Annotated in this window: 16 protein-coding genes; 13 read left to right on the top strand and 3 right to left on the bottom strand. The window is 33.3% G+C overall.

The genetic code is table 11. The annotated features are described in order from the left end of the window. Position 1: 1 nt before the first annotated feature. The 4 genes from recG to B5D14_RS10980 are packed head-to-tail and all read left to right on the top strand — an operon-like array spanning position 2 to position 5,005. On the top strand, positions 2 to 2,020 hold the full coding sequence (recG, locus tag B5D14_RS10995) for an ATP-dependent DNA helicase RecG (protein ID WP_078712681.1): 2,019 nt from the start codon (positions 2 to 4) through the stop codon (positions 2,018 to 2,020). A gap of 15 nt (positions 2,021 to 2,035) precedes the next feature. After that, entirely contained in the window at positions 2,036 to 2,713 is a 678-nt protein-coding gene (rnc, locus tag B5D14_RS10990; protein WP_078712680.1) for a ribonuclease III, read from the top strand. Then, entirely contained in the window at positions 2,713 to 3,723 is a 1,011-nt protein-coding gene (locus B5D14_RS10985; protein ID WP_078712679.1) for an aldose epimerase family protein, read from the top strand. Before rnc ends, B5D14_RS10985 begins: the two co-directional genes overlap by 1 nt. 10 nt (positions 3,724 to 3,733) lie before the next feature. Continuing rightward, on the top strand, positions 3,734 to 5,005 hold the full coding sequence (locus tag B5D14_RS10980) for a galactokinase (protein WP_078712678.1): 1,272 nt from the start codon (positions 3,734 to 3,736) through the stop codon (positions 5,003 to 5,005). A gap of 42 nt (positions 5,006 to 5,047) precedes the next feature. Here B5D14_RS10980 and B5D14_RS10975 read toward each other — a convergent pair whose 3' ends face one another. Both B5D14_RS10975 and B5D14_RS10970 read right to left on the bottom strand, forming a co-directional pair. After that, complete coding sequence (locus B5D14_RS10975) at positions 5,048 to 5,950, bottom strand: LysR family transcriptional regulator (protein ID WP_078712677.1); 903 nt, start codon at positions 5,948 to 5,950, stop codon at positions 5,048 to 5,050. Positions 5,951 to 5,960: 10 nt separating this feature from the next. Continuing rightward, positions 5,961 to 6,836, bottom strand: a complete 876-nt coding sequence (locus B5D14_RS10970) for a LysR family transcriptional regulator (RefSeq protein ID WP_078712676.1) — start codon at positions 6,834 to 6,836, stop codon at positions 5,961 to 5,963. A gap of 105 nt (positions 6,837 to 6,941) precedes the next feature. On the opposite strand from B5D14_RS10970, the gene B5D14_RS10965 reads away from it, so the two are divergent. Genes B5D14_RS10965 through B5D14_RS10945 form a run of 5 tightly spaced genes read left to right on the top strand, consistent with a single transcriptional unit; the run spans position 6,942 to position 13,058 of the window. Continuing rightward, positions 6,942 to 8,435, top strand: coding sequence for a sulfatase-like hydrolase/transferase (locus tag B5D14_RS10965; protein ID WP_078712675.1), 1,494 nt, complete (start codon positions 6,942 to 6,944; stop codon positions 8,433 to 8,435). Between the two features lie 15 nt (positions 8,436 to 8,450). Next, positions 8,451 to 9,497 carry a BMP family lipoprotein gene (locus tag B5D14_RS10960; RefSeq protein WP_078712674.1) on the top strand — a complete coding sequence of 349 codons (1,047 nt, stop codon included), beginning with the start codon at positions 8,451 to 8,453 and terminating at the stop codon, positions 9,495 to 9,497. Between the two features lie 45 nt (positions 9,498 to 9,542). Next, the gene (locus tag B5D14_RS10955) at positions 9,543 to 11,066 is read left to right on the top strand and encodes an ABC transporter ATP-binding protein (protein ID WP_078712673.1); all 1,524 of its coding nucleotides are present in this window, start codon (positions 9,543 to 9,545) and stop codon (positions 11,064 to 11,066) included. Further along, complete coding sequence (locus B5D14_RS10950) at positions 11,059 to 12,141, top strand: ABC transporter permease (protein WP_078712672.1); 1,083 nt, start codon at positions 11,059 to 11,061, stop codon at positions 12,139 to 12,141. The genes B5D14_RS10955 and B5D14_RS10950 overlap by 8 nt, the downstream gene beginning before the upstream one ends. Further along, entirely contained in the window at positions 12,138 to 13,058 is a 921-nt protein-coding gene (locus tag B5D14_RS10945) for an ABC transporter permease (RefSeq protein ID WP_078712671.1), read from the top strand. Before B5D14_RS10950 ends, B5D14_RS10945 begins: the two co-directional genes overlap by 4 nt. A 32-nt stretch (positions 13,059 to 13,090) precedes the next feature. On the opposite strand, the gene B5D14_RS10940 is transcribed toward B5D14_RS10945, so the two are convergent. Further along, the gene (locus B5D14_RS10940) at positions 13,091 to 14,113 is read right to left on the bottom strand and encodes a LacI family DNA-binding transcriptional regulator (protein WP_078712670.1); all 1,023 of its coding nucleotides are present in this window, start codon (positions 14,111 to 14,113) and stop codon (positions 13,091 to 13,093) included. A 266-nt stretch (positions 14,114 to 14,379) separates the two neighbouring features. Between B5D14_RS10940 and B5D14_RS10935 the strand changes: the two genes are divergently transcribed. The 4 genes from B5D14_RS10935 to B5D14_RS10920 all read left to right on the top strand — a co-directional run bounded on the left by B5D14_RS10935 (position 14,380) and on the right by B5D14_RS10920 (position 19,207). Then, positions 14,380 to 15,450, top strand: coding sequence for a galactose ABC transporter substrate-binding protein (locus B5D14_RS10935; RefSeq protein ID WP_078712669.1), 1,071 nt, complete (start codon positions 14,380 to 14,382; stop codon positions 15,448 to 15,450). Positions 15,451 to 15,538: 88 nt separating this feature from the next. Then, positions 15,539 to 17,047, top strand: coding sequence for a sugar ABC transporter ATP-binding protein (locus B5D14_RS10930; protein WP_078712668.1), 1,509 nt, complete (start codon positions 15,539 to 15,541; stop codon positions 17,045 to 17,047). 19 nt (positions 17,048 to 17,066) lie between these two features. Then, on the top strand, positions 17,067 to 18,062 hold the full coding sequence (mglC, locus tag B5D14_RS10925) for a galactose/methyl galactoside ABC transporter permease MglC (protein ID WP_078712667.1): 996 nt from the start codon (positions 17,067 to 17,069) through the stop codon (positions 18,060 to 18,062). Positions 18,063 to 18,256: 194 nt separating this feature from the next. Beyond that, positions 18,257 to 19,207: a Dyp-type peroxidase gene (locus B5D14_RS10920; protein ID WP_159443793.1), complete on the top strand. Its 951-nt coding sequence runs from the start codon at positions 18,257 to 18,259 to the stop codon at positions 19,205 to 19,207. Positions 19,208 to 19,277 lie beyond the last annotated feature (70 nt).

Here is a 19,277-nt window from a genome sequence, read left to right as displayed (position 1 = left end):
TATGGTACTCTCATTGAAAGCGTGTAAGATACCACCTAAAAAAATTGAAATATTAAATCAAATGAGTCTATATGATGCAGAAGATTTACTATCGTACTATCCTTTTCGTTATGAACAACTTGAATTAAAAGAATATGATCATTGGCAAATAAAAGATAAAGTTGTCTTTGAGGCACGCGTTATTACGTATCCAAAAAGTATTCGATTTAAAGGATCTCGTACAATGACAAAATTCCAAGTAGAGAATGAAGATGATGTTTTTGATATTACTTTATTTAATCGTCCATGGATTAATAAAATGGAATTGGGGCAAGTTATTACAATTATTGGTAAATATGAAGGTAATCGTAAAGTAACAGCAATTCAATATAATTTTAGGCCACTCAATGAACAATTGGGTATTCAACCAGTTTATCCTTTGAAATATGGTTTAACACAAAAAAACATGCAAGATGTACTGCGACGTTGTTTTGATAATAGCAAAGCCACAATTGAAAATGATGTTCCTTCAAAGTATAGAGAGCGATATCGTTTATTAGATAAAAAAGATGCCTATGAAAAAATACATTTTCCTGAGAATGCAACTGATGTTAGCTTAGCGATTCGTACCTTGAAATATGAAGAGTTTTTAAAGTTTCATTTAGCTATTCAACTCATAAGGAAACAAAATGAAAAGGTTGAACACAAACAAGGAAAAAACTTTAATTTTGATGATGTTTTTGTACTTGCGAATCATTTGCCATTTCCTCTTACAAAAGACCAAGTGAAAGCAGTAAATGATGTTTTAGAAGACTTACAAAGTGATCATGTTATGTATCGCTTAATACAAGGTGATGTAGGTTGTGGTAAAACAGTTGTTGCAGCACTAGGTATGGTAGCTTGTTCATATTCCAAAAAACAAGCTGCATTACTTGCTCCAACTGAAATCCTTGCAAAACAACATTATCTATCTTTGAAAGATTTGTTACGTTCAACGGATTTAAAAATTGAAGTTCTATACTCAGCGCTACCAACCATCAAGAAAAAAGAAATTCTAGAAAATTTAAAAGAAGGTAAAATTGATATTTTAGTAGGGACGCATTCATTAATTCAAGCAGATGTAGTATTTAAAGATTTGGGATTTGTTGTCGCAGATGAGCAACATCGATTTGGTGTTGAACAAAGAAGGAAATTATTGGATAAAGGGGATAAAGTAGATTTTCTTTTGATGAGTGCAACACCCATTCCAAGAACATTAGCTAATACATTATATGGTGATATGGATGTCACTACGATTGAAACGATGCCAAGCGGGAGAAAAGAAGTAAAGACAGTTCTTATTGAAGAGAATAGCTTTCGAAGTGTCTTAAGTGATGTAAAAGAAATACTTCAAGAAGGACGACAAATTTATGTAGTTTGTAGTGCAATTGAAGAAAGTGAAAACTTTTCAGCACGAAATGTTGTGGATATTTATGAAAACTTACAAAAGCAATTTAAAGGGATTGCCACAGTGGGTATTCTTCATGGCAAAATGAGTAGTGATGAAAAGGAACAAGTGATGCAAGATTTTAAGAAAAATAAAATTCAAATTCTTGTTTCTACAACTGTAATTGAAGTAGGAATTAATGTAGTCAATGCAACATGTATGATCATCTATGATGCCCATCGCTTTGGACTAAGTCAATTGCATCAATTGCGTGGTAGAGTACAAAGAGGATCACACCAAGGGATATGTTATTTACTTACAGATAGTAAAGAACAAGAGAGTTTGGAACGATTAAATGTTTTAGTAAAATCAAACAATGGTTTTGAAATTTCCTTTGAAGACTTACGTTTAAGGGGTCCTGGTGATATACTAGGGACAAGACAAAGTGGTTTACCTGCCTTTTTATTGGGCAATTTAGTAGAAGACACGAAAATCATTGAAACAACAAGAAAAGATGTCCAAGAGATTTTGGATGAAAGTACGAATATTGAAAATGAACGATTAATTAAGAAAGTGCTTTTAATCAATGAAAACGCTCTTTCTACCATGGATTAATAAAGGAGATGACATATGAATATCACATCATGGTTAAAAAATAGAGGGATTGAAATACATAATGAACCTCTGATTATGCAAGCATTTATGCATTCTTCTTATGTAAATGAACACCGTAGCAAAAATGATAATGAACGACTTGAGTTTATGGGAGATGCGGTTCTTCAATTGTGGATTTCTGATAAGATATTTAGAATTGAACCACCGTTAGACGAGGGGCATATGACGACACTACGTGCTCAGTTAGTCTGTGAGAAAGCATTATCTATTTATGCAAAAGAATTAAAATTAAATGATTTTTTACTACTAGGTTCGGGAGAAGAAAAGTCTGGTGGTAGACAAAGAGATTCAATTGTATCCGACATGTTTGAAGCTTTTTTGGGTGCTTTATTCATGGATGGTGGAATGGACCCTATTGATAATATTCTAAATGAAGTAATTACTTCGCGCTTACAAGATCCAAATCAAGTTATCGTTATGGATTATAAAACAAAACTACAAGAATTTGTTCAGTCTGATACGAGAAAAACAGTTACCTATGAAGTAATTAAAATGACTGGACCAAGTAATAATCCGCGATTTGAAATCCAAGTTAAATTGGATGATATTGTACTGGGAAAAGGAATTGGAAATAGTAAAAAGAAAGCAGAACAAATGGCAGCAAAAGATGCTTTTGAAAAGATGGTGAAATAATGGAAATGAAATCATTTGGACTTACTAGCTTCAATCAGGAAGCAACACTTTATACAATTGAAAATGACACGATTCAAATGTCAGTTACAGATTATGGAGCAACTTTAGTATCTTTAGTGATTAAGGATAAAGGAATTGATGTTGTTCAAGGATTTACAAATGTTCAAGGGTACCAGTCGCAAGTAAAATACATGGGACAAACAATTGGTCGTGTATGCAATCGTATTGGTAAAGGTGAATTTGAATTAAATGGAAAAACCTATCATGTACCAATTAACAATAATGGAAATTCTTTGCATGGGGGTGAATTTGGGTTTGATACGAAGATGTGGAAAGCACATGGAGGAGAAGACTCAATTGCATTTGAATATGTAAGCCCTCACATGGAAGAAGGCTATCCAGGAAATGTTCGTGTAAAGGTAACCTATGAATTAATCGAGAATGGATTTAATTATATTGTTGATGCGCAAAGTGATGAAGATACATTATTGAATGTTACAAATCATTCATTCTTTAATTTGGATGGTCCAACCAGTAAGACTGCAATGGAACATGAGGTAAAAATCAATGCTACTCAATTTGCAGGAGTTGATGCTGATGGTTGCACACATGAAGATGTTTATGATGTGAAGAAAACAGCATTTGATTTTACTTCGTTTAAACCAATTGGAAAAGATATAAACAATCAAGAAGAGCAACTTCTAAATGGTAATGGTTATGACCATCATTTCCTTGTTGATGGTGAAGGCTTTAGAGAATTCGCAAGATGCAAAGGAAAAGAGATTGAAATGACGGTCCTCTCTGATTTACCTGGATTTCATATGTATACCAGTAATTTCTTAGAAGGCAATTATACCGATACAAAAGAAAATGGTGAATTTCCAAGGCGAAGTTCAATTTGTTTTGAAACACAATTTTATCCCAACGCAATTCAAACTAAAAACCAAATTCAACCGATTATAAGAAAAGGTGAAGTTTGGCATCATAAAACACAATTCATATTTAATTAGGAGAGAAGCTATGAAAATTACAGAAATTAAACAAAACCTACTTGCAGGAAAATTTGATGAACAATTAAAAATGATTAATTGTCGTGATGACATTGAAAATGAAAAAGATCGTTACGCAAAATTATTAGATCAAGCATTGGCTAAATTTGGTGATGATGAAGCTCATTTGATTTGTGCTCCAGGAAGAACTGAAGTAGGGGGAAACCATACCGATCATCAGCAAGGTCGAGTACTTGCAGCAAGTGTAAACATGGATATTGCAACAGTCGTTGTGCCATGCGCAAATGCATGTGAATACTACGCTGAAGGATTTGAAGTAAAACCTGTAAGTGTTGACGATTTAGCAATTAAAGAAGAAGAAAAATTTACTTCTGAATCATTAATTCGTGGCACCTTAGCACGTTTTAAAGAACTTGGTTATCACATTGGTGGTTTTAAAGCTATTAGTCATAGTAATGTTTTACAAGGTTCTGGTATATCATCAAGTGCTGCTTTCGAGGTATTGCTTGGAACTATTCTTTCTGAAATTTATAATGATGGTAAAATTGATCATGTAGAAATTGCAAAAATTGGTCAATATGCAGAAAACAATTATTTTATGAAACCATGTGGATTACTTGATCAAATGGCATGTTCTGTAGGTGGTTTTGTTACTATTGATTTCAAAGATAAACAAAATCCAATTGTAGAACAAGTTAAATTTGATTTTGCACATTCTGATTATGCATTGTGCCTTGTGGATACAAAGGGTTCGCATGCTGATTTATCTGATGAATATGGATTGATGCCAAAAGAGATGAAAGATGTTGCAAAAGTCTTAGGTAAAGAAGTTCTTTCTCAATGTACAAAAGAAGAGTTCTTAAAAAATATCAAGAAAATTCGTGAACAATGTAGCGATCGTGCACTTCTTCGTGCAATTCACTTCTTTAATGAAACTGATCGTGTAATTGATCAAGTTAACGCACTTAAAAACAATGACTTAGAAACATTCAAAAAATTAATTATTGAATCTGGATATTCTTCATATATGTATCTACAAAATGTGTATACAACAAAAGATATTGAAAATCAAAACTTATCCTTGGCTCTTGCGATATCTGAACAACTTCTTCAAAATTCAGGTGCATACCGTGTTCATGGTGGTGGTTTAGCAGGTACAATTCAAGCATTTGTACCAAAAACGATGTTAGAAGAATATAAGAATCAAATGAATGAAATTTATGGTGATGGATCATGTTTTGTCTTATCGATTCGTCCTGTAGGTGGATATAAAATTATCTAAGAAAAAAGTCCTTCAAATTTGTGAAGGGCTTTTTAGTATCAATTAATCATGTTTCTTAATATACATCCAGTTGTCTTGATCAATACTGACTTTGTTGAAGTTTTCAAGAATATCACTTAATTTTACATCTTTTAGATGAATAGAACTAAAGTAGCGATCAAGTAATAATTCCTCAACCTCAAGTATTTTTGTCTCATCAGTATTTGCATAGTCAAATGCGATGTTTTTAGGTAACAATGAAATACCTAAATTGTTGGCTGTAGCATTTAATAGAAGAACACCAATATCGTTTTCAAGAACAGGGTTGTAGGTTATGCCAAGAGTTTGAAAAGCATGATTAATAGCTTCTCGATCACCATTACCATTAGTTCTTAAGAGTAATTCTTCTTTGTAGAGGTCTTTTAGTGATACAGATGTTTTCTTTGCAAGAGGATGATCCTTGTGACAAACAGCTACAATTTTATCTTTGTGATATTGTTGTACATTGAGTTTTGGCTCATCAATGTTTGCGTCAATAAAAGCGAGTGTTATTTTTCCCGTAAGGATGAAGCTTACAATATTTTCGTTTGTATCAGTAATAAGATTAACATGAACATTTGGATAAATTTTATTGAACTTACTAATATAAATAGGCAAAAAATGCTTTCCTAAGGTAATGGATGCACCTACTGTAATGGAAGTTTCTTCATTCTTAGATTTCATTGCAAGATCCATCTCAGAACACAATTCAAATAATCGCATGGCTAAACTAAGTAATCGATTTCCATTGTCAGTGATTTCTAAATGACGAGAGACGCGAAAAAATAAACAAGTATTTAATTCATGTTCTAATTCTTTAATCGCATAGGATACTTGTGGTTGTTTCATATTTAATTCTTTTGCAGCTTGGGTGATACTGTTATGTTTACAAACATACATAAATACTTTCAAGTGATTTAAATTCATCGTATCCTCCTTATTTGTAAAGATTTGTTGCTATATCAATGAATTCTTTCATTGTTGAGCTTAATATGGCATCCTTATGTTTAATCAAATAGAAATAGCGTTTAAGATTGACATCAGTGATATTGATACATTGGATATCATCAATATACAAACGATCTCGAATCAGTTCTAGAGGGAGAATAGTAACCCCTAAATTTTCAGTAACACCATTAATTAATACTTTTGTACTACTACTTTCCCAAAGAGGTAATTTATGAATACCTCTTTTCTTGAAAATAGTTTCGATTAATTCACGCTCACCGCTACCTTGTTCACGAAGCAATAAATCATATTTTAGAAATTCATCAAACGTAACCTCTGCTTTTCGAGTAAGGTGATGCTTCTTTGAAGAAATTGCGACAAAATGATCAGTAAAATAAGGTGTACACTCAAGTTTATCATCTGGATGATCCGCATCAATAAAAGCAAAATCAATCTCTCTAGATAATATTTTTCTTATTATAATATCAGGAGTTTCTATCGTAACGCGAATTGTTGATGGATTTTGTGTCTGTTTGTATGCTTTAATATACTGAGGTAGAAAATGTTCAGCAATTGTAATGGAAGAACCTAAGTTCAATATTTCATTATTACCTGATGTAAATGTAGTTTCTATCTCGTTGTATATTTTCATGATTTCTGTTGCATAGTGCATTAATTTCATACCACTATCAGTAATTGTTAAGGATTTTGTATTGCGTAAGAAAAGTGTAGTTGCGTATTCGTCTTCTAATTCTTTAATTGCCAATGAAACAGCAGGTTGGGCAAGGTAGAGATTACTAGAAGCTTTTGTAATATTTTTTGTTTTACATACTTCTAAAAATATCTTTAAATTTCTATGATTCATAATACCTCCTATACATAACAAAAATCTTATGATAAATTATCTATATTCATATTATACACGAAAGTCGTCGTTTGTTATAATTTGCATGAAAAGAGGGATAAGATTGTGAATAAACCAAATGTCATTTTTATTTTAAATGATCATCAAGCATTTTATCGTCATGGCTGGGATGGAGGAGTAAAGCCAATTCGTCCAAATTTTGAAAAATTTGCGAGCGAAGGGGCAGAATTTACAAATGCCTATTGTGCAACTCCGTTATGTGCACCAGTACGACGCACAATGTTGAATGGTCAATTTGCACATAAGCATAAGAATTACTACAATACTTCAGCTGCACCATATGATGAGGAAACATACTTAGAAGCTTTATATAAAGAAGGCTATAAGAATTACTACTTTGGTAAATGGCATGCAGGTGCTGGTAATGCAACAACTGTTGAAAATCAGCATTGTGAAGGATTTAGCTGTGATGGATATGGTAATCCTTATACTTCGGATACATACAAAGAATACTTAAAAAGATACAACTTACCAGAAGCAGAACATTTCATTGAATGGCACTGTTGTTCAGACCGTTTGTTTGATGAAGGGCATTTTCCTAAAATTAAAGTAGGAGAAAATTATAAATGTGAATCAAGCTGGGCTGGGGAACATGCGATGGGTATAACGGTTACACCAAAAGAAACTCATGAATCATTCTTTTTGGCAAATCTAGCATGTGAAAAATTAGAAGAATTAGCTAAGTCTGGAAACGAGGAACCATTCAACATGCGTGTTGACTTTTGGGGACCTCATCAACCATTCTTCCCAACCAAAGAATTCTATGACATGTATAATCCAAAAGATATTAAAGAATATGGAAACTTTAGAGATGATCTTGCAAATCGTGCAGATGTTCATCGTACAGAAGACAATCGTTTTATTGGTGATGACAATCAAAAGATTATTTATCCAAATCCTGTTCCTTGGGAAACTTGGCAAGAAATACTTGCTCATGCTTATGCACACAACACTATGTTGGATGCAGCAGCGGGTAAGATTCTAGATAAAGTTAAAGAATTAGGATTAGATAAGAATACTGTTATTGTTTGGGCAACTGATCATGGTGATGCATTAGCAAGTCATGGTGGACATTTTGATAAGTGCTCATATATGTCACAGGAAGTTATGCGAATTCCAATGGCGATGAAATGGCCAGGTGTAATAGAACCAAATCAAAAATTTGATCAGCTTGTAAGTAACATGGATATACCTGTAACTATTATGGATGCGGTAGGACTTAAATTTAAACAAGAAACTCATGGTGAGAGTGTATTACCACTAGTAACACACAATACGGATGAGTGGCGTGATGATTTGATGTGTGAAACAGCAGGCCATGGTTATGTTGAACGAATCAATGGGCGTATGATTGTTCATGGTAAATACAAACTAGTTAAGTTTGAAAATCAAATCGATGAATTATACAACTTAGAAAATGATCCATTTGAATTAAACAATTTAGCAGAGGATATTAATTATTCAGATATCAAGCATGATTTGTTAGAACGCCTAAGAAAATGGCAAGTAAAAACAAATGATTCAGATATGGTTTGTTAAGAAAGGGGAAAAGGAATGAAGAAAATTTTAACAATCTTATTATCAGCATTATTAGTAACATCGCTTGTAGCATGTTCTAGTGAGGCACCAAAAACTGACGGAGGGCAAACAGGTGGCGACAAGAAAATTGTTGTTGGGTTTGTTACTGACACAGGAGGTCTTGGTGATCAAGGGTATAACGATGCAGTTTACTCAGGAATTACAAAAGCATCAGAAGAATTAGGATTTGAAGTAAAAATGGTAGAGTCAAAAGAAATTGGTGACTACGCAAACAACTTACGTGCTGTATTTAATGACGGTGCAGACGTAGCAATTTGTGCAGGAGCATCATTCGCAGATGCAGTTGTTCAAGTTGCAAATGAATATCCAGACAAAACAATCTTAGCATTTGATGCTGAAGTTGATGGAGTTGCAAATGTTGTATCATCAATGTTTAAAGAAGAAGAGGCAGCATTTGTACTTGGTGCATTTGCAGGTCTAGTAACAAAAACGGGAACAGTTGGTTATATCGCAGGTGTTGAATCACCATTACAAGAACGTGCAAAAAATGGATTTGAAGCTGGATTTATGACAACAAATCCTACAGGGAAAGTAATTGGTATATATGCTGGTACTTACAATGATGTAGGTAAGGGTAAAGAAATCGCAAACACTTTATATACTCAAGGAGCAGATTATGTAGCATCATTTGCTGGTGCATGTAACTTAGGTGTTTTCCAAGCTGCAACAGATGCAGGTGAAGGAAAATATGCACTAGGAGCAGCTTTAGGTCAATTTGATAAGAATCCAGAAAAAATTATTGCTTCTCAAGTTAAAACTGTAGATTTATCAGTATACAACGCATTAAGCGAATTTATTAGTGGAAAATCATCAGCAGGTATTACAACTCGTGGTATTAATGAAGGTGGCGTTGATATTATGTACAACCCAAATACTGAATTAGTAAACACTGTAGCAAGTGATGAAATCTTAGCTCAAGTTGATGCAATTAGAACACAAGTTATCAATGGAGAAATTAAGGTTCCATTAACAAAAGAAGATTTAGCAGCATTTAATAAATAAAAAGTAGTTGTGGGGAAACTCACAACTTTTTAGAAAGGAGAATCAATGACATACGCAATAGAAGCGATTAATGTATGCAAATACTTTGGAAACTTAAAAGCGAATGATGATATTACAATTCATGTTGAAAAAGGAACAGTACATGCGATTTGTGGTGAGAATGGAGCAGGTAAATCGACTTTAATGAATGTCCTTTATGGTTTATATTTACCAACCGCAGGACATATTCGAATTAATGAAGAAGATGTATCTTTAAAAAATCCAAAGGATGCAATTGAAAGAGGAATTGGAATGGTGCATCAACATTTCATGCTCATTCAAAATTTAACGATTGCAGAAAATATTGTACTGGGGCAAGAAACAGGTACAAAATTATTCTTAGATCGTAAAAAAGCAATTAAAGAAGTTGAAGAGTTATGTGAAAAATACAACTTACATGTAGATCCAAAAGCAAGAGTTGATGAAATAACTGTAGGGATGCAACAAAGGGTAGAAATATTAAAAGCTCTTTATCGAGGAGTTGATTTATTGATTCTCGATGAGCCAACTGCTGTTTTAGCACCACAAGAAATTGAAGAGTTATTTGAAAATATTCGTTTGCTTGTATCAAAAGGGAAAACAGTAATTATCATTACCCATAAGCTTAATGAAGTACTAGAGATTAGTAATCGTATTTCTGTTTTAAGATTAGGTAAGTTGATTGGAACAGTAAATACCAATGAAGTAGATGAGTCAAAGCTAACACAAATGATGGTGGGTAGAGATGTTGTTCTTGGTGGAAGAGAAAGAAAAGAAACAATCAAAAAAGATGAAGTTTTGAAAATTGAAAATCTTTCGTTAACTAAAGGACATCACAAAGCACTTGATGAAATTAATATTGATGTTAAATCAGGTGAGATTGTGGGTATTGCTGGAATTGATGGTAATGGGCAATCTGAATTAATTGAAATTGTCAGTGGCTTATTAAAACATTACACGGGTGAAGTAGAAGTAAATGGTGAAAACATCAAGCGAAAAAATGTAAGAAAAGTAAGAGCAGATGGATTAGGTTATATTCCAGAGGATCGCCATCGTGATGGTTTAGTCTTGGATTATTCTGTTGCTGAGAATATGATTTTGGGACAGCATTACCATGAACCATTTGCAAAAAACTATTTCTTAAAATTCAATGCAATTAATGATTTTGCAGAACAAAATATTAAGGACTTTGATATCCGTACGATGTCAAAAGATAGTTTAGCATCTACTTTATCAGGTGGTAATCAACAAAAAATAATACTAGCAAGAGAAACATGCAATAAACCTAAGTTTATTTTAGCTTCACAACCTACTCGTGGTTTGGATGTAGGTGCAATTGAGTTTGTTCATAATACACTTGTAGAAGCTAGAAATAACGAACAAGGGATTTTACTTGTGTCTTTTGAGTTAGATGAAATTTTAGCATTATGCGATCGCTTGTATGTATTCCATATGGGCAAAGTTGTAGGGGAATTAAAGAAAGAAGAATTTGATGTTGAAGAAATAGGAAAAATGATGTTGGGATTAAGGGAGGCGAAAGCGAATGGATAAAATTAAAAAGACATGTAGCGAATTAAAAATGCCTTTAATCGCAATTGCATTCGCATTTGTGTTTGGAAGTTTGCTAATTTTATCAACAGGAAAGAATCCAATTGAAGCTTACTCAGCGTTGTTTAGAGGAGCATTTGGATCACCTGCAGCCATATCACAAACACTTAACAAAGCTATTCCACTTATTTTTACAGGGCTATCTGTATCCATTGCTTATCAATGTAAATCACTTAACATTGGTGGTGAAGGACAATTAGTTTTTGGTGCATTTGGTGCATCACTTGTGGGTGTATATCTTAAGGGATTACCTATGTTAGTTCATTTGCCATTAGCGATTCTTGCAGGGTTTATTTTTGGTGGACTGTGGGCAGTAATTCCAGGATTATTAAAAATTAAAAAAGATGTTAATACAGTTATAAGTACAATCATGATGAACTATGTTGCATTCTCTGTTGTTTCATTTTTAATTAATACTTATTTCAAAGCAGACAAAAGCGATTTCGTTGCGATGAATTGGGTGGAGACAACAGCAAGGATTCCATTTATTCAAAATGGTGGATTAAGAATTTGTATTGGTATCATATTCGCAATTATTGCAGCAATCATACTTAGAATACTGCTTCAAAAAACAGTATTGGGTTATGAAATTAAAGCAGTAGGTGGAAATCAAAATGCATCCAATTCAAATGGAATTAGTTCAAAGAAAAATATTTTAATTTCATTAATTATATCGGGTGGTCTTGCAGGTCTTGCAGGAGCAATGGATATTTTAGGAAATTCTGGAAAGTTATATGATGGCTATAATCCAGGTTATGGTTTTGATGGTATACCAATTGCATTACTTGCAAAAGGAAATCCAGTAGGTGTTATTCTTACTGCATTATTATTCAGTGTGCTTCGAACAGGTGCTGTAACAATGCAAACATCAGTAGGTGTATCAAGAACAATTGTTGATGCTATGCAAGGTGTAATTATTTTATTCATTGCTGCTGAATATATTTTTACGATATATAAGAAAGCACGCTTGAATCGCACAAAGATGATTGAAGAAAAGAAGTTGGAGGGCGCACAATGATTTCGATAGAAGCGATTATTCTAATGACAATTTCTACTGCAGTACCGCTTGTATTCGCAAGTCTTGGTGGTGTTTTATCTGAGCGTTCAGGAGTTACTAATATTGGTATTGAAGGAATGATTTTATTTGGTGCATTCTGTGGTATGGCTGTTTCATATTTTACCAAAAATCCAGTACTTGGAGTTATTGCTGCTGCAGTTGGTGGTGGACTACTTGCATTAATCCATGCATTTATTTCAATCTCATGTGGTGGACCACAAGCTGTTAGTGCAACAGGAATTACGTTGTTCTCTGTGGGTATTACTTCATTTGGATTACGTTTAATTTTTAACCGTGCAGGTAATTCTGATCCAGTAGCTTATTTGCCAACAACAGAAATATTTAGAGATATACCAGTCATTGGTAAATACATGGCTAATTTTTCACCATTACTTTATTTGGCAATTATTGTCGGTGTAGGGATATGGTATTTATTTAGACACACACCACTTGGTTTGCGCATTCATACAGTTGGAGAAAATCCCAAAGTAGCAGAAACCTTAGGTATCAATGTTTGGCGTATTCGTTATTGGTGTGTAATTGTAAGTGGTATGTTAGCAGGACTAGGTGGAGCTTACTTATCACTTGGTCAAATGAATCTTTTCCAAGAAAACATGTCAGCAGGTCGTGGTTACTTAGCACTTGCTGCAGTAATCTTAGGAAGATGGAAACCACTAGGTGTAATTGCGGCTTGTTTATTCTTTAGTGTATTTGATGCAATACAACTACAACTTCAAGCTACAAACATGACAGGATTATCACCAACAATCCTTTCAGCAATACCTTATGTTGTTTGCTTGCTTGTTCTTGCATTCTCATTTGGTAAATCAAAGGCACCAGCTGCAAATGGAAAACCATATTTGAAAAAACAAGGTTAATGAAAAATGACATTTCGTTTGAAATGTCATTTTTATATCCAATTATTTGTTTGTTTTGGTTTACTACAAGATTGTCTAATGATGAGTTCACATGGAACCATAGACATCATAGGGTAAATCTTTTTTTGCTTTAGAAACATGGATAAGAATTGAGCACTAAATTCACCCATTTTTTCTGAAGGAACATTGATGGTAGTTAGTGGAGGATTAGCGTAGGCAGAGGTAGGATCGTTATTAAATCCAATGATAGAGATATCATCGGGTACACTTAAACCAGCTTCACTAATTGCACTCAATGCACCAAAGGCAATTGGGTCATTAGCACAAAATATCGCAGTAGGAAGTTTAGGCAATGAAAGAATTGACTTCATCATTTCATAACCGGATTGAGAAGTAAATTGATCTTCTCGTATGTATTTTAAATATTCGATATTGTATGATGAACAATATTTTTCGAAGAAATTTTTTCTTTGATCTCTATAGCGTAATCCATCTGTTGTAAATTCAATTCCTCCAAGGAATCCAATTCTACGATGACCTAGAGAAATCAAATATTCAATAGCATCTTTTAATGCATTTTGAACATCCATGACAATGGTATTAACGTAGATTTTTTCCATAAACATGTCGATAAAAATAATCTTGTCTGTTATCTTTCGAAATTCTGCAATTTCAGTCTTACTAAATTTGCCTATGCAAATTAAGCCGTCCAATCCATCTAATTTTGTAAAGTAATCTTCATCATCTTTGAATGAGCGCACAATCTCAATGTTGTTATTGTGGAGTGTTGATTCAACACCAACTCGAATTGAGTGGTAAAAAGGGTCATTTAATTCTTTTTCATTTGTATACCATTGAACAATTCCTACTCGATTTCTAGAGTAATTATTCTTCATTTTGATTTCTTTTTTACTGTAACCCATCTTTTCAACTGTCTCGAAAACTCTTTTCTTTGTAGCCTCAGGTACATTGAGAGAAGGGTCGTAATTGAGTACTCTAGAAACTGTAGAAATAGATACATTTGCAGCTTTTGCGACATCTCGAATCGTAACCATACAGAAAACCTCCCTGACGTAGACAATTTATCTTAAAAAAACTTAAAAGTCAAATTGTTTAGTAAAAAGACGTTATGTACAGATTAGTAAACTATTCACAAGTATGCACAAATTGGTATCTTTTCTAGAAAAAACAAAATAAAATGACATTGTTTTACTAAACAACACATTGTTCACACAAAAAAATCGAATGTCAGTTGACTATGTTCAAAGAAATGTTTTATCATGTAAGCGTATACAATAACTAAAGTATACGGGAGGAAAAAATGAAAAAGAAATTATTAGCTTTATTAGCTGCTGGAGCTATGCTACTAGGTTTAGTAGGATGTTCTAGCACACCAGCTACTCCATCAGCAACACCAGCTGAAGGCGGAGCAACTGGAACAGGTGAAACTGTAAAGATTGGTGTATCAATTTACAAATTTGATGACAACTTCATGACTCTTTACCGTAACGAAATTCAAAACTATGTTGATGAATTAAACAAAACTAGTGACGTTAAGTACGAAGTTACTATCCAAGATGGAAAAGGTGACCAAGCTGAACAAACTAACCAAATCGACAACTTTATTACTCAAGATTATGATGTACTTATCATTAACTTAGTACAATCTACATCTGCTGCAACAGTTATCGAAAAATGTAAAGAAGCTAACAAACCTTGTATCTTTATTAACCGTGAACCATCTGCAGAAGATATGACAATGTATGAAAATGAAGATGGAACACCAGCTGATCCATATGCAACAATGTATACATATGTTGGAGCTGATGCTCGTCAATCTGGTAAATTCCAAGGTCAATTAATTGCTGATCTTGAAAACAAAGGTGACTTAAATGGTGATGGTACTCTTAACTATGTAATGGTTATTGGAGATCCTGAAAACGTTGATGCTCAATACCGTACTCAATTCTCAATTGAAGAATACCAAACTGCATCTGGATTAAAAGTAAAAGAATTAGATGCTCAACGTGGTGACTGGGACCAAGCTAAAGGTCAAGAAATCGTTGCTAACGCTTTAACTAAATATGGTGATGAAGTTGAAGTTGTATTCTGTAACAATGATGCTATGGCTTTAGGTGCTGCACAAGCAATTGAAGCTGCTGGACGTAAAGTTGGAGAAGACATTTACTTAGTAGGTGTTGATGCTCTTGCTGAAGCTGTTGAACTTGTATCTACAGGTGGAATGACTGGTACAGTATTAAATGACCATATCAACCAATCTCACAAAGCTGTTGATGCTGCTGTTAAAGCTTCAAAAGGTGAAGAACTTGATACATACTACTGGGTAGACTATGTTAAAGTTACTCCTGCTAACGCTGCAGAATTCAAATAATTAAATAATAATTAGTTACGAACTTAAATTACGTGTGCCTTAGCGCACACGTAATTTTTCAAGAAAAACCTACTAGGGAGGAATATATATGAGTGATTATATTTTAGAAATGAAAAATATAAGTAAAAGCTTCCCAGGTGTTAAAGCACTCGACAATGTATCTTTAAATATCAGACCAGGAACAGTTCACGCATTAATGGGTGAAAATGGTGCTGGTAAATCAACACTTATGAAATGCTTATTTGGTATCTATAATAAAGATGGTGGAGAAGTATATTTCAATGGTGAAAAGGTAGATATAAAGAATACACATGATGCTTTAGGACGTGGTATTGCAATGGTGCAACAAGAGCAACAACCGATACTTGATCGAAGTATTGCTGAAAATATTTTTTGTGGACGTTTTCCAACAAAGAATTTTGGACCAATAAAAATAATTGATCATACTAGGATGTATGCTGAAACAGAAGCACTATTAAAAGAAGTAAATATGAACTTTAATCCTAAAATGAAACTTTCTGAATTATCAGTTTCAAATATGCAATCTGTTGAAATTGCTAAAGCTGTTTCTGTCAATGCGAAAGTAGTTATTATGGATGAACCTACATCTTCTTTAACTGAAAATGAGGTTGAAGGATTATTCGATATTATCAATCGTTTAAGATCAAACGGAGTATCGATTATTTATATTTCTCATAAAATGGAAGAAATTTTAAAGATTTCAGATGAAGTTACAATTATGCGTGATGGTACTTATGTTGGAACATGGCCATCAAGTGAATTAACTACTGATCTTATTATTAAACGAATGGTTGGTCGTGAACTTACTAACCGTTTCCCTCCTAGAGAAAACATTCCTGGAGAAGTAGTATTGAAGGTAGAAAACTTTACATCAATTAGTCCCAAATCATTTAAAGATGTTTCTTTCGAACTTAAAAAAGGTGAAATTTTAGGTATTGGAGGATTAGTTGGTGCTCAACGTACAGAACTAATGGAAGCAATCTTTGGGGTACGTCATACAATAAGTGGAACAGTTACTTATAAAAATGAAATATTAAAAATCAAAAGACCTCGCGATGCGATTAAAAGAGGTATTGCCTTATTAACAGAAGATAGACGTGCGACAGGAATCTTTGGCGTATTATCTATTTCAGATAATGTAGGGGTTGCTTCATTAAGTAAATATCTTGATTTTGGATTTGTATTAAATAATCGTAAATTAGATGCTTTGGTTAATGAAAACATTCGTAAGATGAGTATTAAAACACCATCGACTAAAACACAAATTCAATCATTATCTGGTGGTAATCAACAAAAAGTTATTATTGGACGTTGGCTTGCTAATGATCCTGATATCTTGATTCTTGATGAACCAACTCGTGGTATTGATGTTGGTGCTAAATATGAAATCTATACAATCATCACAGATTTAGCAAAACAAGGTAAATCAATTATTATGATTTCATCTGAAATGCCAGAGTTATTAGGCATGAGTGATCGTGTTATGGTAATGTGTGAAGGTAAAGTAACAGGTATCTTAGATAGTACTGAAGCAACGCAAGAAAAAGTTATGGCTCTTGCTACGAAATACATGTAAGGGAAGTAGAGGGAAAACTATGGACGCAAAAAAAATAAAAAATTATTTAAGTAATAATGCGATTGTAATATTATTATTTCTTTTAGTACTCTTTGTTGGATTTACTCAAAAAGGGTTCTTCTCATGGAATAACTTTAACAACATCGCATCAAACACAGCTCCTCGTTTCATTATTGCACTTGGAGTTAGTGGATGTTTAATTACTAAAGGAACTGACTTATCTGCAGGACGTTTAGTAGGGCTAGGTGGTGTATTGGCTTGTACATTGTTACAACGTGCAGACTATACAGATAAATTCTTTGAAAATTTACCTCAATTGAATATATTACTTGTATTTGTAATTGTTATTTTGGTAACAGGTTTGTTTGGTTTAGTAAATGGATTAGTTGTTTCTTATTTAAAAGTACCACCATTCCTAGCAACTTTAGGTCTGCAAACAATCGTTTATGGTATCAACTTAGTTTATTCAGGAGCTGATCCAGTTGGAGGACTTAGAAAAGATTATACTGCAATTGCATCGGGTAGTTGGTTTGATATAGGTGACTTTAAACTGAAATGGTTATTGATTATTGCAATTGTTATGGGACTTGTATTCTGGTTCCTATACAATAAAACTCGTCATGGTAAATATATGTATGCAATTGGTGGTAATGAAAATGCTGCTGAAGTATCAGGTGTTAATACAACTGCTACAAAAGTTCGCATTTATACACTAGCTGGTGTTATGTATGGTTTTGCAGGTTTCTTATTAGCTGCTAAATCAGGAGGAGCTTCAGTTAACTTAGGACTTGGTTATGAACTTGAAGCAATTGCTGCTTGTACAATTGGTGGTGTATCAACTACCGGAGGTATTGGTAAAGTTCAAGGAATCTTGCTTGGGGTATTGGTATTCGAGTTAATGAAAACATCACTACAATACTTAGGTGTAGATACTTCATATCAATTCATTGCCCAAGGTTTAGTAATTATCGTTGCAGTTGCACTTGATATTCGCAAGTACACTGCTAAGAAATAATTTAAAACTATCATAGAAGATATCACTTTGAGTGGTATCTTTTTTTATTTTTTGAACTGTATGAATGCCAGAATTATAATGGAATCAGCATCATTTAATATGATTTATTTAGTATACTTAACTCATTTTACTAAGCACATTGATTGAAAGTAATGGAAAATAGGACAATAATAAGATTAAATGGAGGAATGAATATGAGATATCAAGATGTAATACCTGAGCAAGCACAAAGTACAATTTTGTGCACTGTAAATTTTAAAAAAGATGTAGACACAAGTGTTATTGTAGATACATTTCGAGATTTTTGTGAGAGACTTCATCCAACAATGAATAGTATGAAAATAAGGTTTCCTTATGATAATTTTAAATTCGCAATGGGAATTGGAGCTGATGCATGGGAGAGATTATTTCCATTATCTGAAAAACCAAAAGAACTAGCACGCTTTAGTGAAATTAAAGGTAAAGAAAAAACTGCAGTGAGTACAGAAGGGGATTTATTTTTTCACATACGTGCAGATAAAATGGATGTATGTTACGAAATGATGTTAATCATTCATAAACTTTTAAAAGATGTCATTGATCCTGTTGATGAAACACATGGCTTCCGTTTTCGTGATGGAAGAGCTATCTTTGGATTTGTTGATGGTACTGAAAATCCTGATATTGAAGAGGCACAAGACGTTGTTTACATCGATGATGAAAACGATCCCTATCAAGATGGTACTTATGTATTAGCTCAAAAATATACATTTGATTTAGATTTATGGGAAACATTAACAATAGAGCAACAAGAATTGGTAGTAGGGCGTACAAAAGAATATGATTTAGAACTATCAGATGATAAAAAACCAAGCAACGCTCATACAGAAATATCGAAAGCTCATGATCGTATGGGCGAAGAAGTTAAGATTATGCGTGCTAATATTGCATTTGCAGAGCCATCAAAAAATATCTTTGGAAGTTATTTTCTAGGATATTCAAAAGATTTTTCAATTACACTTCAAATGTTACAACATATGTTTGAAGGAAAAGATTCAGATTCTCATGATAGTATTCTTGATTATTTTAGTACGGTGAGTGGTAATTTATTCTTTGTACCTAGCTATGAACAATTGGATAAAATAGCAACAGGTGAGATAAAGTAATTTTAAATTTATGAGTTATCTAAGTAAACATGACAGGAATGTCATGTTTTTTCTGTGCTTTATTGATGCT

It is taken from the genome of Anaerorhabdus furcosa, from assembly GCF_900167375.1.
Lineage (GTDB): Bacteria > Bacillota_I > Bacilli_A > Erysipelotrichales > Erysipelotrichaceae > Anaerorhabdus > Anaerorhabdus furcosa.
This window is presented reverse-complemented; position numbering and strand designations above follow the sequence as displayed.

What these genes read in the sequence shown, in the direction of transcription:
- B5D14_RS10975 (WP_078712677.1), bottom strand. Translation starts at nt 5,950, where the DNA reads ATGAATTTAAATCACTTGAAAGTATTTATGTATGTTTGTAAACATAAC.
- B5D14_RS10945 (WP_078712671.1), top strand. Translation starts at nt 12,138, where the DNA reads ATGATTTCGATAGAAGCGATTATTCTAATGACAATTTCTACTGCAGTA.
- recG (WP_078712681.1), top strand. Translation starts at nt 2, where the DNA reads ATGGTACTCTCATTGAAAGCGTGTAAGATACCACCTAAAAAAATTGAA.
- B5D14_RS10955 (WP_078712673.1), top strand. Translation starts at nt 9,543, where the DNA reads ATGACATACGCAATAGAAGCGATTAATGTATGCAAATACTTTGGAAAC.
- B5D14_RS10970 (WP_078712676.1), bottom strand. Translation starts at nt 6,836, where the DNA reads ATGAATCATAGAAATTTAAAGATATTTTTAGAAGTATGTAAAACAAAA.
- mglC (WP_078712667.1), top strand. Translation starts at nt 17,067, where the DNA reads ATGGACGCAAAAAAAATAAAAAATTATTTAAGTAATAATGCGATTGTA.
- B5D14_RS10935 (WP_078712669.1), top strand. Translation starts at nt 14,380, where the DNA reads ATGAAAAAGAAATTATTAGCTTTATTAGCTGCTGGAGCTATGCTACTA.
- B5D14_RS10980 (WP_078712678.1), top strand. Translation starts at nt 3,734, where the DNA reads ATGAAAATTACAGAAATTAAACAAAACCTACTTGCAGGAAAATTTGAT.
- rnc (WP_078712680.1), top strand. Translation starts at nt 2,036, where the DNA reads ATGAATATCACATCATGGTTAAAAAATAGAGGGATTGAAATACATAAT.
- B5D14_RS10940 (WP_078712670.1), bottom strand. Translation starts at nt 14,113, where the DNA reads ATGGTTACGATTCGAGATGTCGCAAAAGCTGCAAATGTATCTATTTCT.
- B5D14_RS10950 (WP_078712672.1), top strand. Translation starts at nt 11,059, where the DNA reads ATGGATAAAATTAAAAAGACATGTAGCGAATTAAAAATGCCTTTAATC.
- B5D14_RS10930 (WP_078712668.1), top strand. Translation starts at nt 15,539, where the DNA reads ATGAGTGATTATATTTTAGAAATGAAAAATATAAGTAAAAGCTTCCCA.
- B5D14_RS10960 (WP_078712674.1), top strand. Translation starts at nt 8,451, where the DNA reads ATGAAGAAAATTTTAACAATCTTATTATCAGCATTATTAGTAACATCG.
- B5D14_RS10920 (WP_159443793.1), top strand. Translation starts at nt 18,257, where the DNA reads ATGAGATATCAAGATGTAATACCTGAGCAAGCACAAAGTACAATTTTG.
- B5D14_RS10985 (WP_078712679.1), top strand. Translation starts at nt 2,713, where the DNA reads ATGGAAATGAAATCATTTGGACTTACTAGCTTCAATCAGGAAGCAACA.